The sequence below is a fragment of the Variovorax frigidus genome (genome assembly GCF_051216515.1).
GTDB lineage: Bacteria > Pseudomonadota > Gammaproteobacteria > Burkholderiales > Burkholderiaceae_C > Variovorax.
Window position 1 is genome coordinate 506,945 of record NZ_JBPJZF010000001.1, and the last position, 14,427, is coordinate 521,371.

14 protein-coding genes are annotated in these 14,427 nt (G+C 68.9%); 1 reads left to right on the forward strand and 13 read right to left on the reverse strand.

The window, feature by feature from the left end; translation table 11 throughout:
* Positions 1 to 10 precede the first annotated feature (10 nt).
* The 5 genes from ACSFBC_RS02405 to ACSFBC_RS02425 are packed head-to-tail and all read right to left on the reverse strand — an operon-like array spanning position 11 to position 3,362.
* Positions 11 to 787, reverse strand: a complete 777-nt coding sequence (locus ACSFBC_RS02405) for a transporter substrate-binding domain-containing protein (protein WP_435508706.1) — start codon at positions 785 to 787, stop codon at positions 11 to 13.
* Positions 788 to 834: 47 nt separating this feature from the next.
* Positions 835 to 1,563, reverse strand: a complete 729-nt coding sequence (locus ACSFBC_RS02410; RefSeq protein WP_219212088.1) for an amino acid ABC transporter ATP-binding protein — start codon at positions 1,561 to 1,563, stop codon at positions 835 to 837.
* Entirely contained in the window at positions 1,544 to 2,200 is a 657-nt protein-coding gene (locus tag ACSFBC_RS02415) for an amino acid ABC transporter permease (protein WP_435508707.1), read from the reverse strand. Before ACSFBC_RS02415 ends, ACSFBC_RS02410 begins: the two co-directional genes overlap by 20 nt.
* 1 nt (position 2,201) lies before the next feature.
* Complete coding sequence (locus ACSFBC_RS02420; RefSeq protein WP_435508708.1) at positions 2,202 to 2,867, reverse strand: amino acid ABC transporter permease; 666 nt, start codon at positions 2,865 to 2,867, stop codon at positions 2,202 to 2,204.
* Positions 2,868 to 2,870: 3 nt separating this feature from the next.
* Entirely contained in the window at positions 2,871 to 3,362 is a 492-nt protein-coding gene (locus tag ACSFBC_RS02425) for a RidA family protein (protein ID WP_435508709.1), read from the reverse strand.
* A gap of 237 nt (positions 3,363 to 3,599) precedes the next feature.
* Between ACSFBC_RS02425 and ACSFBC_RS02430 the strand changes: the two genes are divergently transcribed.
* Positions 3,600 to 4,325: a FadR/GntR family transcriptional regulator gene (locus tag ACSFBC_RS02430; RefSeq protein WP_435508710.1), complete on the forward strand. Its 726-nt coding sequence runs from the start codon at positions 3,600 to 3,602 to the stop codon at positions 4,323 to 4,325.
* Positions 4,326 to 4,450: 125 nt separating this feature from the next.
* Here the strand turns inward: ACSFBC_RS02430 and ACSFBC_RS02435 are convergent, their stop codons facing one another.
* The 8 genes from ACSFBC_RS02435 to ACSFBC_RS02470 form a co-directional block, all read right to left on the reverse strand.
* Complete coding sequence (locus ACSFBC_RS02435; RefSeq protein ID WP_435508711.1) at positions 4,451 to 5,491, reverse strand: diguanylate cyclase; 1,041 nt, start codon at positions 5,489 to 5,491, stop codon at positions 4,451 to 4,453.
* Positions 5,492 to 6,535 carry a chemotaxis response regulator protein-glutamate methylesterase gene (cheB, locus tag ACSFBC_RS02440; RefSeq protein ID WP_435508712.1) on the reverse strand — a complete coding sequence of 348 codons (1,044 nt, stop codon included), beginning with the start codon at positions 6,533 to 6,535 and terminating at the stop codon, positions 5,492 to 5,494.
* Complete coding sequence (locus ACSFBC_RS02445; protein ID WP_435508713.1) at positions 6,532 to 8,760, reverse strand: hybrid sensor histidine kinase/response regulator; 2,229 nt, start codon at positions 8,758 to 8,760, stop codon at positions 6,532 to 6,534. Before ACSFBC_RS02445 ends, cheB begins: the two co-directional genes overlap by 4 nt.
* Positions 8,757 to 9,446 (reverse strand): chemotaxis protein CheW, encoded by a 690-nt coding sequence (locus ACSFBC_RS02450; RefSeq protein WP_435508714.1) that lies wholly within the window; start codon positions 9,444 to 9,446, stop codon positions 8,757 to 8,759. Before ACSFBC_RS02450 ends, ACSFBC_RS02445 begins: the two co-directional genes overlap by 4 nt.
* Positions 9,439 to 10,677, reverse strand: a complete 1,239-nt coding sequence (locus ACSFBC_RS02455) for a CheR family methyltransferase (protein ID WP_435508715.1) — start codon at positions 10,675 to 10,677, stop codon at positions 9,439 to 9,441. Before ACSFBC_RS02455 ends, ACSFBC_RS02450 begins: the two co-directional genes overlap by 8 nt.
* On the reverse strand, positions 10,668 to 11,153 hold the full coding sequence (locus tag ACSFBC_RS02460) for a chemotaxis protein CheW (protein ID WP_435508716.1): 486 nt from the start codon (positions 11,151 to 11,153) through the stop codon (positions 10,668 to 10,670). Before ACSFBC_RS02460 ends, ACSFBC_RS02455 begins: the two co-directional genes overlap by 10 nt.
* Before the next feature lie 5 nt (positions 11,154 to 11,158).
* Positions 11,159 to 12,778 (reverse strand): methyl-accepting chemotaxis protein, encoded by a 1,620-nt coding sequence (locus ACSFBC_RS02465; RefSeq protein ID WP_435508717.1) that lies wholly within the window; start codon positions 12,776 to 12,778, stop codon positions 11,159 to 11,161.
* A gap of 380 nt (positions 12,779 to 13,158) precedes the next feature.
* Positions 13,159 to 14,394: a pyridoxal phosphate-dependent decarboxylase family protein gene (locus tag ACSFBC_RS02470; protein ID WP_435508718.1), complete on the reverse strand. Its 1,236-nt coding sequence runs from the start codon at positions 14,392 to 14,394 to the stop codon at positions 13,159 to 13,161.
* Positions 14,395 to 14,427: the final 33 nt, after the last annotated feature.

Here is a 14,427-nt window from a genome sequence, read left to right on the forward strand (position 1 = left end):
TGGCCGCTCCTTACTTGACTTCTTTTTGCTCGTCCTTGAACCACTTCAGGCGCAAGGCGGCAAGGCTGCCGTCGGCCGTCTTGGCATCGACGATCTTGTTCATCTCGGCCAGCAGCGCGGTCTCGCTCGGCTGCACGGCCATGTAGGCCGGGCTGATGCGAAGCAGCGTCTTCATCTCGATGCCCTTGGCCGGGTTCTCGTCGGCGACCTTCTGCGCGATGAAGTTGTTCTCGGCGAACAGCGGCGCCTGGCCGGACAGGAAGGCCGAGATGGTCGAGGCCGTGTCCTCCAGCCGGATCAGCTTGGCACCGGGTGCCATTTCGCTGAGCGACAGATCGGGCGTCGAGCCCTTCGGCACCGCGATGGTCTGGCCGGCCAGCTCGCTCGGCTTCGCGACCTTGGCAATGCCCTTGCCGCCATACACGCCGAGGTACACGGCTGCATAGGGCTTGGAGAACGCGACCTGCTTGGCGCGTTCCGGCGAACTGCCGAGTGCGGCGATCACCACGTCGACCTTGTTCGACAGCAGGTACGGAATGCGGTTGGCGCCGGTCACCTGTTGCAGGTCGAGCTTGACGCCCATCGCCTTCGCTACGTTCTCCGCCAGCTCGACGTCGAGCCCGGTCGGCTTGCCGGCCGCGTCGGTGAAGCCCCACGGCGCTGCATCGATGGTGGTCGCGATGCGGATCACGCCCTTGGACTTGATGTCGGCGAGCTTGTCCGCGTGCGCGAACAGCGGCGCGACGCACAACAGCGCGGCAGCGATCAGGGATGCAGGTGTAGACATGGGGAAGACTCCTGGAAGTGAACGGAATGGGAAGAAGCAAAAGGCGGTCAGACGACCGACTGGACGAACTGCTGGAACTCGGGGGTCTGCGGCGCGCCGAACATCCGCTCGGGCGTGCCGCGCTCCCAGATGCGGCCCTGGTTCATGAAGAGCACTTCGGACGCGACACGGCGCGCGAAGGCCATCTCGTGCGTGACCACCATCATGGTCATGCCGTCGCGTGCGAGGTCTTCCATGACGCGCAGCACCTCGCCCACGAGTTCGGGGTCGAGTGCCGACGTGGCCTCGTCGAACAGCATGAGCTGCGGCGACATCGCCAGGGCCCGCGCGATCGCCACCCGCTGCTGCTGTCCGCCCGAAAGCTGCGACGGCATGGCATCGAGCTTCTGGCCGAGGCCGACGCGCTCCAGCATCTGCCGGGCGAGCGCGGGCGCTTCGTCGCGCGTGATCTTCTTCGTGAGCACTGGCGCCAGCGTGACGTTCGCCGATGCCGACAGGTGCGGGAACAGGTTGAAGCTCTGGAACACCATGCCGACACGCTGGCGCAGCAGCGCCAGGTCGGTCGATGGCGCGTGCACATCGACGCCGTCGACCACGATGCGGCCGGAGCCGATGGTCTCCAATCCGTTCACGCAGCGCAGCAGCGTGCTCTTGCCGGACCCGCTGCGGCCCACGAGCGCCACGATGTCTCCCTTGGCGACCTCCGTCGAGACGCCGCGCAGCACATGGTTGTCACCGAAGTGCTTTTCGACCGATTCAATTCGCACGAGCGACATGCATGCGTCCTTCCAGGGAAAGTGCCAGGCGAGCCAGCGGATAGCAGATGGCGAAGTAGCACAGGGCCACGCCGCAGAAGACAGGGAGATGCGCGAGCGTCGAGCCGGCGACGATCTGGCCCGAACGCGTCAGCTCGACCAGCCCGACCAGCGCCGCCAGCGAGGTGTTCTTGATCAGTTGAACGAGATAGCTCACGGTCGGTGCGAGCGCGACCCGGGCGGCCTGGGGCCACACCACATGGCGCATCACCTGCCAGCGCCGCAGACCGACGCAGGCCGCGGCTTCCCACTGCCCCTTGGACACCGACTCGACGCTGCCGCGCCAGATCTCGCCCAGGAAGGCGCCCGCCGACAGCGAGAAGGCGATGGACGCCGCGGTGAACGCATCGATCTGGATGCCCATGAGCATCGGCACGCCGAAGTACAGCAGGAACAGCACGCCGAGCAGCGGCGTGCCCTGCACCAGTTCCACGTAAATGCGTGCCACGACCCGCAGCCAGGCCTGGCGCGAGGTGCGCGCCACGGCGATGCCGAGCGCGATCACGCTGCCGATCACCAGCGCGGTCAGTGCCAGTGCCACAGTCCAGCGGATCGCGCCGAGGATCAGCCACAGGTCGGCGATGGAGAGACTTCGCATCTCAGAACTCCTTCGGAAAGAGGCGACGCTGCACGAAACCCAGCACGATGTGCAGGGCCTGCACCGCCACGAAGTACATCGCGCAGATCACCAGGTAGACCTCGAAGCTGCGGAAGGTGCGCGAGTCGATGAAGCTGCCCGCATGGAAGATGTCCTCGACACCGATCTGCGAGATCAGGCTGGTGCCGATCAGGGTCAGCACCATCTGGCTCGCCAGCGACGGGAAAACGTTGCGCAGCGCCGGCACGAACAGCACGTGCATCAGCACCTGCCGGCGACGCAGGCCGAGCGCGGCCCCCGCCTCGGACAGGCCGTTCGGCACCGAGAGCAGGCCCGAGCGGAACACCTCGACCATGTAGGCGCCGCAATAGAGCGCCAGCGAGATCACGCCCGCCACTGGCGCATCGAGCCGCAGCCCGAGGCTCGGCAGGCCGAAGTAGATGAGGAACAGCTGGACCAGCGCCGGCGTGTTGCGGAAGAACTCCACGTAGACGCGCGTCGCGCCGCGCAACGGCTTGCTGCCGTAGATCAGCACCAGTGCGCCCACCACCCCGATCGCCATGCCGAGCACGATGCTCGACGCGGCATACGCGAGCGTATGGACCATGCCGTCGATCAATTGGCCGGTGTACGGCGCAAGCGCCTCGAACTGGAACTGGTAGGCCATGCGTCAGTCCACTTCCAGAATGGCTTCGACTTCGACGGTCTGGTTGCCGGGCAGCGAGCCCGCACCGATCGCCGAGCGCGCGCCGCGACCGATCGTCTCGCCGAACACCGCCACGAACAGGTCGGAGCAACCGTTGATGACCTTCGGATGCTGCGCGAAACCCGGTGCCGCGTTCACGAAGGCCAGCAGCTTGACCACGCTGCGCACCCGGCCGAGTTCGCCGAGCGCGTCCTTCGCGACGGCCAGCAGGTTGAGGCCGGTGAGCCGGGCGTGCAGGTAGGCGGCCTCGATGTCGACCTCTTCACCGACGCGGCCGACATGCAGGTGTCCATCGGCCTCCAGCGGCCCCTGCCCCGACAGGTAGAGCAACGGACCGACGCGCCGCCAGGCAACGAAATTGGCGACCGGCTCGGGTGCCGATGGCAAGGCCAGGCCCAGGCCGGCGAGCCGCATCTCGGGCGTCAGGTCGGTCGCGGTGTTCGAATCCAGTGCCATGAAGGGTGAAGTTGGGCCCTTGCGCCCCCAAGGTGGTGCAGCGGCCGGGTTATCTGGGAAAATCGCAGCGTTCACTGCAATTGGTTAACCAATTCTGGTGCATGCTCCTTGCGAGTTCCCGCATGGAGCTGGATTTATTCTAGGATTGCAGTTCAGCATTGGTCAACCATTTTGGCGAAATATAAAACCATAACCTCCGGGCTTCCGTCGAACGCCGGCGCTGCGCCCACCGGACCGATGGCCGACCTGTCGGAGCGCATCGGCGCCCAGGACAAGGCCACGGCATCGAAGGTCTATCGTGCGATCCTGCAGTCGATACAGGACGGCGTGCTCAAGCCTGGCGACAAGCTGCCGAACGAGCGCGACCTGTCGACGCAGTTCCACACCACGCGCGGCACCGTGCGCCACGCACTGGCGATGATGAGCAGCCAGGGTCTGCTGCTGCGCAAGGTCGGCAGCGGCACCTTCCTGGCCGACTCGCTGCTGCAGTTGCTCGATGAAACCGATCTGCCGGTTGCCGCCCACCACGACGATGTGCCGACCTATGGCGAGATCCTCGAAGGCCGCCTGCTGTTCGAGCCGGCCATGATGGCGCTGTCGGCGCAACGGGCCGATGCAGAGGACCTCGCGCTGATGCGCCACCACCTCGCGGCCGTGCGCGACGCCGACCAGTGGATCGACTTCAAGGAAGGCATCTACGGCGTGCACCAGGCGATCTACCGCGCCACGCGCAACCGTTTCCTGATGCAGGTGTTCGAAGCCGTGGTGACCGACCGCCGCGCCGTGCAGTACGACGGACGCTCCAGCCTGCACAGCCCCGTAGGCGCCTTCGTGCGCGAAAAGACCCTGCGCGAGCTGACGGCCATCGTCGATGCGATCGAGGCCCGCGACGCCAAGGCGGCCACGCAGTTGGCGACCGACTATTTCACGCAGATCCTGGCGTCGCTCAGCGTTTATGGCTGAGTCGAATCGCCCCCCTGCAACCTGAGCCATCGCATGGCCGACGCGCGGGCCCGCGGCCGGGCCGCGACGTCGAGATCGAAGCCCCGGCCCGAAGGGCCTTCAGACGCCGCCGCAGGTGGGTCCGATCAGGCTGCGGCAGACCCCGGGGACGAGATCTCGCCGACCGCCACGCGGTTGCGTCCCAGCCGTTTGGCTTCGTAGAGGGCGCGGTCGGCGCACTCCACCAGCTTCGACGAGGTGCCGCGGACCTGCGGTACCGTCGCGCTCACCCCCACGCTCACCGTGAGCCACGGTCCGGAGGACGAGGCCGAATGCGGGATCTGCAGCGCCTCGATCGCGCGGCGCAGTTTCTCAGCGATGAGCCGGCTGCTGCCGATCGGCAGGCCGGGCAGCACCAGCGAGAACTCCTCGCCGCCGAAGCGCGCGGCCAGGCCGGACGAGCCGTCGCAGCAGGCCAGGATGGTGCGTGCCACCTGCTTGAGCGCCTCGTCTCCGGGGACATGGCCGTACTGGTCGTTGAAGGCCTTGAAATGGTCGACGTCGATCATCAGCACGCTGATCTGGCGTGCATCCCGCACGCAGCCGTCCCATTCGGCGTCGAGGTACTCGTCGAAGTAGCGGCGGTTGCCCAGCCCGGTCAGGCCATCGGAGTTGGTCAGGCGACGCAGTTCGAGGTTCGACTCGAGCAGCTGCTGCTGGCTCTGCCTCAGCGCTTGGTAGGCCTCGTCGCGCTGGATCAGCGCGAGGTACGAACGCGAGTGGTAACGGATGCGCGCGATCAGCTCGACGCTGTCGGGCAGCTTCACCAGGTAGTCGTTGGCGCCCGCACTGAAGGCCGCGCTCTTGACCGCCGAATCTTCCTTGGTCGACAGCACGATGATCGGGATGTCGCGCGTCACCGGGTGCGCTCGGTAGGCCTCGACCAGCGACAGGCCGTTCACGCCGGGCAGCACCAGGTCCTGCAGGATCACGGTCGGCCGGGTCTGCACCGCGCTGCTCAGTGCCTGCGCAGGATCGGAGCAGAAGTGGAAGGCGATCTCCGGCGCCGCGGCCAGCGCGCGGCGCACCGCTTCGGCCACCATGAACTGGTCGTCGACGAGCAGCACCATCGTGGAATGCGCGCCTTGCTCGGGCAGGACGAAAGACGGGTCTGGGATCGGGAGCATTCAATATCCTCGAGGGGCCGGCGCGCGCGGCGTCGGAAAACTGGCCATCAGCCGGGTCGCGATCTCGCGCAGGGGGCGGATCTCGCTCGCCGCATCGAGCTCGGCCGCCGCCTTCGGCATGCCGTAGACCGCACTGCTGGCGCGGTCCTGGGCGATGGTCAGGAAACCGCGATCGCGCATGGCCTTCAGGCCTCGAGCGCCATCGCGCCCCATGCCGGTCAGCAGCACGCCGACGGCCTCGCCGCGCCAGTGGGTGGCCAGGTCCTGGAAGAACACGTCGATCGACGGGCGGTACAACGCGGCAGCCGGCTCGTTCGTATAGCGCAGGCGGCCGTCGGGCCGCAGGTGCAGATGGTCGTCGGTGCCGGCGAGCAGCACGGTGCCGGCGCGCGGCACTTCGCCATCGACCGCCAGCCGCACGGGCAGCACGGTCTGGGCATCGATCCAGGTGGCCATGCCGGCGGCGAAATGCGCGTCGACGTGCTGCACCAGCACGATCGCTGCCGGAAAATCGATCGGCAGCGCCTTGAGCAATTCGGCCAGCGCGGCCGGGCCGCCGGCCGATGCGCCGATCGCGACCAGCCGCGCCGCCGGTGCGGACGGACCATGGCCGACCGCGGGCGCCGGCGGCACGCGCGCCGGGTCGTAGCGGCCGATGAGCCAGCCCACGTTGCGGATCTTGCGCAGCAGCGGCGCCGCGGCCTCGCGGATGTCGCCCGGCCCCAGCACCGGCGTGCTGACGACGTCGAGCGCGCCGTGACCCATCGCGTCGAACACGCGGCCAGTCTGCCCCGCGACGTCGCTGGTGACGACGACGATTGCGCACGGCGTCTCGGCCATGATGCGCCGTGTCGCCTCCACGCCGTCCATCACCGGCATGAGGAGGTCCATCAGCACCACCTCGGGCCGTTGCGCGGCGCAGCGCTCGACGGCTTCCGCACCGGTGCCGGCGACCCAGATCACCTGGAAGCTCGGCTCCAGCGCGATGGCCCGCTTCAACGCCTCGACCGCCAGGGGCATGTCGTTCACGATGCCGATCTTCATGCGCTCGCCTTTCCGATCAGGTCCTCGACCGCGTCGAGCAGCGCCTCGTCGTGGAAGCTGCTCTTCGCGAGGTAGTAGTCGGCGCCGGCGTCGAGGCCGCGCTGACGGTCTTCTTCGCGGTCCTTGTAGGAGACCACGATCACCGGGATGTGCTGCAGGCGCGGGTCGCGCTTCATGCGCGTCACGAGCTCGATGCCGTCCATGCGCGGCATGTCGACGTCGGTGACCACGAGGTCGAAGGGCTCGGAGCGGAACACATTCCAACCGTCGACGCCGTCGACCGCGACCGCGACGTCGTAGCCGCGATTGGCCAACAGCTTGCGTTCGAGTTCGCGCACCGTCAGCGAGTCGTCCACGACCAGCACGCGCTTACGTTGCGCGGCGTCGGCGACCGCGCCGCCCGCGTCCACGCGCGCCAGCCGGCCGCCCGCGATCAGCTTGCGGATCGACTGCAGCAGGTCTTCCACGTCGAGGATCAGCAGCGGCGCGCCGTCTTCCATCAGCGCGCCCGCCTGGATGTCCTGCAGCTTGCCCAGCCGCGGATCGAGCGGCTGCACGACCAGCGTGCGCTCGCCGACGAAGCGGTCCACCACCACGCCGAACATGGCGCCATGCTCGCCGACGACCACCACGCTCACCGTGTCGCTGGTGGCGGCAGGCTCGTCGTACTGCAACAGCTGGCGCGCCGACACCAGCCCGATGTGCCGGTCGAGGAAGCGCAGGTGCTGGTGCCCTTCGATCTGCTCGATGCCGGCGCGCGGCGCTTCGAGCGCATGCGTGACATAGGCCAGCGGAAAGGCGTAGTTCTCGCCGCCGATCTCCACCAGCAGGCTGCGCATGACCGACAGCGACAGCGGCATTTCCAGCACGAAGCGCATGCCCTGCCCGGCCTGCTGGTGCACCCGCACCGCGCCGCGCAACTGCCGCACCATGTTCTGCACCACGTCGAGCCCCACGCCGCGGCCCGAAATCTCGGTGACCTCGGTGCGGGTGCTGAAACCGGGGAGGAACAGAAACTCGAGCAGCTCCGACTCGCTGAGCCGGTCCACGGTCTCGGCGGTCGACAGGCGGCGGCGCACGATCTCGGCACGCAGGCGACCGAGGTCGATGCCCTTGCCGTCGTCGCCGATCTCGATCACCAGCATGCCGGCGCTGTGCCGCGCCTGGAGCCGCACCACGCCTTCGGCCGGCTTGCCCGCCGCCAGCCGCGCCTCCGGCGTCTCGATGCCGTGGTCCAGCGCATTGCGCATCAGATGGGTGAGTGGCGCCTCGAGCTTCTCGAGGATGTCGCGGTCGACCTGGGTCGAGGCGCCGTCTATCTCCAGCCTCGCCTGCTTGCCGAGCGAACGGCCGAGGTCGCGCACCGAGCGCGCCATCACGCCGAGGCCATCACCGAAGGGCCGCATGCGGCAGGCCAGTGTGGTGTCGTAGAGGCGCTGGGCCAGGTGGCTCATGCGCCAGCCGAACTGGTCGAGCTCGCCCATGCGCGCACCCAGACCGCGCTCGCAGTCGCCCATGATCTGCAGCGCCTGATCGAGCGCCGCCTGAAGCCGCGCGTCGGCCGGCTGCTCGGACAGCAGCGCACGCACCGTCTCGAGGGCCTGGCTGGCGCCGCGCTGCTGGCGCTTGAGCCGCAGCATGGACGCGTTGAAGGGGGCCAGCCGGTGCGACTCGACCAATGTCTCGCTCGACAGGCCCAGCAGCCGGTTGAGCGTGTCGGCCGTCACGCGCAGCACGCGCTCCTCGTCCGGCACCGCGGCCGATGCTTCGGGCGCGGCCGGACTCTGCAATGCGACCGGCACGGGCACGGGCACGGGTGCGGCCGGCGCGAAGGCCGTGCCCGCAGCCGGCTGGCCGCTCAGCCGTGCCTGCAGCGCGCCGATCTCCGGCGTCAGGTCGATGCCGGGCGTGGCGACGCGCAGCAGCAGGTCGGCCCCCATCAGCAGCGCATCGATGTCGGCCGGCGCCAGCACCAGCCGGCCCTCCTGCGCCTTGACCAGGCAATCCTCCATCACATGCGCGATGCGCACGGCGGGTTCGAGGTCGACGATGCGGCCGGCCCCCTTGAGCGAATGGGCCGCACGCATGCAGGCTTCGAGGTGCACGGCCGCGCGCGGATCGCGCTCCAGCGCGAGCAGGCCGGCGTTCAGCACCTGGACCTGGGTCTCGGCCTCCATCTGGAACAGCTCCAGCATCGAGGCGTCGCGGATCTGATCGGGATTCACGCCAGGCTCCGATCGATGGCCTGGGCCAGCAGCGCGGCGTCGAGCAGGCCGACCGTGCGCGGCCCGCAGCGCACCATGCCGCGCGCGCACTTCACGCTCGCATGCGACAGGGTGTCGGGCAGCGCCTGCATCGCGGTCTCGTCGACGCGGTAGATGGCATCGACTTCGTCCACCGGCAGCACGACGGGTCGGCCCATGCCGTTGGCGCCGGCCATCACGAGCATCCGGGGCGCGCCCTGGCGCGCGCGCGCCTCGGGCGTGCGCTGCAGGTCGATGCCCAGCAACTGGGCCAGCGAAACGCAGACGGTCAGCGTGCCGCGCACGTTGGTCATGCCCAGCAGCGCGGGGCTCCAGTGATGCGGCAGCGTATGCACCGGCCGCACCGGCGCCACCTCTTCCAGCACGCGGGTCGGCAGGCCGAGCCACTCGCCCTGCACGCGGAACACCAGCAGCGCGAGCGCGTGGTGCGCCCTGTGCGAAGCGCGCGCAGCATCCTCGTCGACCGGCGTCGACGCCACCGCCAGGCTCGGCGGAAAGCGGTCGAGCAGTTCCCTCGCGGTGCGCGCATAGACCGGGCAATTGCGGCAGTGCACGTGCGCCGCCAGCAGTTCGCAACGCTTGTCGCCATGGATGCCGATGCGATTCCAGCAGTCGTCCACTGCCACCTGTGGCCTGTCCTCAGACATGGCGGCGGTCCTGTCTTGCGCTGCGCGCCTGCAGGCGGCGTGCGCCCTCGAGGTCGCCCTGCGCCTCCAGCAGCGCGGCCAGATGGACCAGCGATTCCGCATGCGAGGGCTCGAGATAGAGGGCCTTGCGGTAGGCGGCCTCCGCCTGTCTGGTCTGGCCCAGCGCATCGTGCAGCACCCCTTGCAGGCCATAGACCTGCGCCGCCGGAGCATGTGCCGCGAGCCAGCGTTCGCAGGCGGCCAGCGCTTCGATCGCCGGCCCGCGGTCGGCCAGTCGACGCAGCGCTTCCATGCCTTCGCTGTCCGGCGGCGGTGCGACGACGGGCGGTGATGGCGGGCCCGCAGGATGCGCCCGCACCGGCGCACGCCGCGCGGCGACCGGCGCCGGCCTCGACATCGGCGATGTCGCACGGGCCGGCAAGGCGCGGGACGCGACCGGCGCGCGCGCGACATGGAAGCCGAAGGCGTGCGGCGCCATCGCGCGCAGGCCGTGCCGGGTCAGCAGGCTGGCTTCAGCCGGCCCGACGAAGAGCGCGCCCGTCGCGTGCGTCGCGCGCGTCAGCACGTCCAGCGCGCGCTCCTGGGTGGCCGCATCGAAATAGATCAGCAGGTTGCGGCAGAAGACGATGTCGTAGGGCTGCCCGCCGGCGAGCGACTGCGGATCGAACAGGTTGCCCGCGCGCAGGCTGACGCGCTCGACCACGCGCCGGGCCAGCACCTCGCCGTGCGGCGACGACGTGAAGTAGCGCTCGCGCAGGCCCGCCACGTCGCCGCGGAAAGAGTTCGCGCCGTACACGGCACGCTGCGCGAACGCGATCACCCGCTCGCTGACGTCGACCGCGTCCACCGAGATGCTGTCGGCCGGAAGGCCTGCATCGAGCAAAGCCATGACGATCGAGTACGGCTCCTCGCCGGTCGAACAGGGAATGCTGAGGATGCGCACCTTCGCGCTGCGCGACAGGCGCTCGCGCACCACGTCCACCAGCGTGACCAGCGACTCCGGGTAGCGGTTGAACCAGGTCTCGGGCACGACCACCGCCTCGATCAGCTGCTGCACCTCGGCCGGGTCGGATTGCAGCAGGGCCCAGTAGCGTTCGTCGTCGGCGGCGCCGCAGGCGGTCGAGCGCAGGCGCACGGCGCGCGCGATCGCCGCATCGCCGATGGACGCGGCATCCAGCCCGATGCGCTGCTTGAGCAGTTCGCCGAAGCGCGGGTTCGTCGTCAGCTGCATGCGGGCGCCCCTGCGATGGCGTCGGGGAACAACAAGGCGCGGGCTTCTTCGCTCAGCAACGCGTCGACGTCCACCCACTGCAGCATGCCCTCCGGTTCGTCGCGTACCGGCCCGAGGTAGCGGGCCCGCGGACTGTCGAGGCCGCAGGGCACGAAGTCGGCCGGATTGCGGTGACCCGTCTCGGTCACGCCTTCGAGCATCAGCGCCAGCGTGTGCGCCGCCCCCTGACCGCGATGGCGGTGGCTCACCAGCACGATGCGCGTGCTCGTCAGCTGCCGCGAAGGCCGGCCGAGCGCCATGCGGCTCAGGTCGATGACAGGCACCGGCGCCCCCCGATGCACGAGCACGCCGGCCACCCAGTCCGGTGCGCCCGGCAGTTGCTTCAGCACTTGCAGGGGCAGCACACGCACCACCGCATCGGCCGCCACCGCATAGCGATCGTCACCCAGGCGAAACAGCAGGAACAGCCTGCGCACGAAACTCACACCTTGAAGCGCGAGACGCCGCTTCGCAGGTCGTTCGCGACCAGGTTCAGCTCGTCGATGGCCGAGCTGGAATGGCGCAGCGACTCGACGGTCTGCTGCGTCGCCTCGCTCAATTGGGACAACGCCTGGTTGATCTGTTCGGCCCCGGTCGCCTGCGCGCCCATGCCCTCGTTGACCATCTGCACGCGCGGCGCCAGCGTCTGCACCTGCTGGATGATCTGCGACAACTGCTCACCGACCTGCTGCATGTCGGCCATGCCGCGGCGCACTTCCTCGGAGAACTTGTCCATGCCCATCACGCCGGCCGACACCGAGGACTGGATCTCGCGCACGATCTGCTCGATGTCGTAGGTGGCCACGGCCGTCTGGTCGGCCAGACGACGGATCTCGGTCGCCACGACCACAAAGCCGCGTCCGTATTCGCCGGCCTTCTCGGCCTCGATGGCCGCGTTCAGCGACAGCAGGTTGGTCTGGTTCGCCACGTTGGTGATGGTCGTCACCACCTGGTTGATGTTGCCGGCCTTCTCGTTGAGCACGGCCAGCTTGCCATTGACCGAGCCCGCGGCATCGACCACGTTGCGCATCGTGTCTTCCATGCGCGCCAAGCCGGTCTGGCCGCTGCCCGCGAGTTCGGCCGTGCGTTCGGCCGCGCCGGACACTTCGGTCATGGTGCGCACCAGATCGCGCGAGGTGGCCGAGATCTCGCGCGAGGTCGCGCCGATCTCGGTGGTCGTCGCCGCGATCTCGGTCGCGGTGGCCTGCTGCTGGCGCGACGTGGCCGCGATCTCGGTCACCGAGGTCGCCACCTGGATCGCGGATCGCTGCGCCCTGCTCACCAGCGTCGACAGTTCGTCGGCCGTCGTGTTGAAGCCGAGCTGGATCGCATTGAACTCGTCCTCTCGTGCCAGGTCGAGCCGCCGGGTCAGGTCGCCCGCGCCCAGTTGCGTCAGCCCGCGAACGATGCTGCCCATGGGCTGGGTGATCGCGCGCATCAGCAGAATGCCGCAGGCGAAGGCCGCGACCAGCGCCACGGCCAGCGAGACGAGGATGCCCTTCTCGGCGTTCGAGATGGCCGAGCCGATGCTCGCGCTCGCGATGTCGGCCTGCTTCTTGTTGACGGCGAGGATCGCCACCAGCGCCTCGCTGCCGCGGGTGAATTGCGGCAGCAGCTGCTCCTGCACGGCCGCGCGGGCGCGGCCCTGGGCCGCCATCGTTTCATCGGCCAGCAGCACGTCACGCAGCCGCCGGTATTCGGCGACCGCCTGATGAAAATCCTTGGCGAGCACCGCCTCTTCCGCCGAATGCAAGGTGCCGTCATAGCCAGCCAGCAATTCGTCGAAATGCGTGTCGAATCGCGCGCGAGCCGCCAGCAGGCTGCGCCGGCTTTCGGGCGTCGGCTGTTCAAGCACGTCACGCAACTGAATGAAGCTCGCACCCCAGGTCGAACGCAGCGACGCGCTGTAGAACAGGCCCGGCACCGAGCCGGTGCGCAGCACGTCGGCCTCGCGTTCGATCGTCACCAGGCGTGTGAGGTTGAGCGCCGCCATCGAGGCCATGATGCCCAGGATCACGGCAAAGCTGGCCAGGATGCGCTGGCGAAGGGTGAGATTTTTCATAGGACGGGATGACGCGGGGCACCGAAACGAATGGGGACGGCTGCCGTGCCAGACGCAAGGCAGGGAGCCTGGCTCGCATGCCCCCCTCAAAGCCGCGGCAATGTTAACGACAATGATTCGCCAGAGGCCGGTCTAGTGAAAAAATGTAAGCCGATCACTTTTCTTTCTGAAGGACCGAATCCTCAGGCTGGCGGACGACGTGTTAGCCATTTGTTTTCAACGTGCGTGCCGCAAGCACTGCAGTCCTGTCGACGACGTGCGCAGCGCGCTGGCCGCCGGTGTTGTGGCGGTGTCGACGAGCGATACGGCCATGTGGCGCCTTGAGACGACCTCGTTCAAGGTCGGCGCGCTTCGGCCGCACCAGGGCAGGCCCTAGCGTTTCAGTAGCGCGCGTCCACCCGCGGCGCCGCGCCCCGCGGTGTCGGCGCTTCCTGGATGGCCGCGGCCAGATCGTCCAGATAACGCCCGACCACTGGCTCGTGCGTGAGATTGAGCATGTGGTGCAAGCCGGCGGGCTCGGTGACGTAACCCGCCACCCAGCCACGACGTGTCAGCCCGGCGCCGATGGCCGCGATGTCGTGCGCGGGCGAACCGTAGGCCAGGATCGAGAGCTGCGGGTTGCCCAGCGTCGGCAGCCCGAGCGCGGCCGCACCATCCTGCAGTGCGCGCCGTGTGGCGAGCACGCGCGCGGCGACACGCCGATAGCCGTCTTCGCCGAGGTAGTTCATCACGGCCCATGCGGCAGCGATGGCGCCGCCGGCCCGGGTACCGACCAGCGTGTGCGTGAAGTACTGGCCGCGCGGCCACTGATCGAAGTACCAGCCCATGCCGGCGAAGCCATCGGCATCGCGGAAGAACAGCGTCGAAGCGCCCTTGGCGGTGTAGCCGTACTTGTGGAGGTCGGCCGAGATCGAGGTCACGCCGGGCACCGAGAAGTCCCAGTCGGGCAGTTCCACGCCGAGCTGTTGCGCGAAAGGCGCGAAGTAGCCGCCGACGCAGGCATCGACGTGCATCCACACCCCGCGCGCACTGGCCGCGGCGGCGATCTCGCCGATCGGATCGACCACACCATGCGGGAAGGCAGGCGCCGAGCCGACCACCATCACCGTGTCGGGCGTGATCGCCGCGGCGATGGCCGCCGGGTCGGCTGTGAAGTCGGCACGCAAGGGCGTGCGGATCGGCGTGAGGCCCATGAAATGCGCGGCCTTGTCGAAGGCCGGATGGGCGCTGGCGGCCATCACGATCTGCGGCGTCGCCCTGGACGGGAGGCGCTGGCGCGCCTGGTCGCGCGCCGCCTTCACCGCGAGGAAGATGCTCTCGGTACCGCCCGTGGTCATGGCGCCACGCGCCAGTGGGCCGCCATGCAGCAGGCCGAGGCCCATCGCGACCACCTCGGACTCGAAGCGCTCCAGGCTGCCGAAGGCGCGCAGCCCCAGCCCGTTCTCCGAGAAATACATCTGGTAGGCCTGGCGCGCCACGTCGAGCACGTCCTCCCCCGCGTAGTGGATGAACATCGGCACGCGGCCACCGCGCCAGTCGACGTCGTTCTTGCCGGCCTCCTGCAACTGCGCCTTCAGCGCGGGCCACGGGATGCCTTCCTTGGGCAGCATCGTCATTGAAGTCTCCAGTGCGCCGCGTGTGCGCTTGTG

Coding starts and splice junctions, on each gene's coding strand:
- ACSFBC_RS02455 (WP_435508715.1), bottom strand. CDS start 10,677: ATGCAGCTGACGACGAACCCGCGCTTCGGCGAACTGCTCAAGCAGCGC.
- cheB (WP_435508712.1), bottom strand. CDS start 6,535: ATGAAGATCGGCATCGTGAACGACATGCCCCTGGCGGTCGAGGCGTTG.
- ACSFBC_RS02410 (WP_219212088.1), bottom strand. CDS start 1,563: ATGTCGCTCGTGCGAATTGAATCGGTCGAAAAGCACTTCGGTGACAAC.
- ACSFBC_RS02415 (WP_435508707.1), bottom strand. CDS start 2,200: ATGCGAAGTCTCTCCATCGCCGACCTGTGGCTGATCCTCGGCGCGATC.
- ACSFBC_RS02450 (WP_435508714.1), bottom strand. CDS start 9,446: ATGTCTGAGGACAGGCCACAGGTGGCAGTGGACGACTGCTGGAATCGC.
- ACSFBC_RS02420 (WP_435508708.1), bottom strand. CDS start 2,867: ATGGCCTACCAGTTCCAGTTCGAGGCGCTTGCGCCGTACACCGGCCAA.
- ACSFBC_RS02470 (WP_435508718.1), bottom strand. CDS start 14,394: ATGACGATGCTGCCCAAGGAAGGCATCCCGTGGCCCGCGCTGAAGGCG.
- ACSFBC_RS02465 (WP_435508717.1), bottom strand. CDS start 12,778: ATGAAAAATCTCACCCTTCGCCAGCGCATCCTGGCCAGCTTTGCCGTG.
- ACSFBC_RS02405 (WP_435508706.1), bottom strand. CDS start 787: ATGTCTACACCTGCATCCCTGATCGCTGCCGCGCTGTTGTGCGTCGCG.
- ACSFBC_RS02425 (WP_435508709.1), bottom strand. CDS start 3,362: ATGGCACTGGATTCGAACACCGCGACCGACCTGACGCCCGAGATGCGG.
- ACSFBC_RS02430 (WP_435508710.1), top strand. CDS start 3,600: ATGGCCGACCTGTCGGAGCGCATCGGCGCCCAGGACAAGGCCACGGCA.
- ACSFBC_RS02435 (WP_435508711.1), bottom strand. CDS start 5,491: ATGCTCCCGATCCCAGACCCGTCTTTCGTCCTGCCCGAGCAAGGCGCG.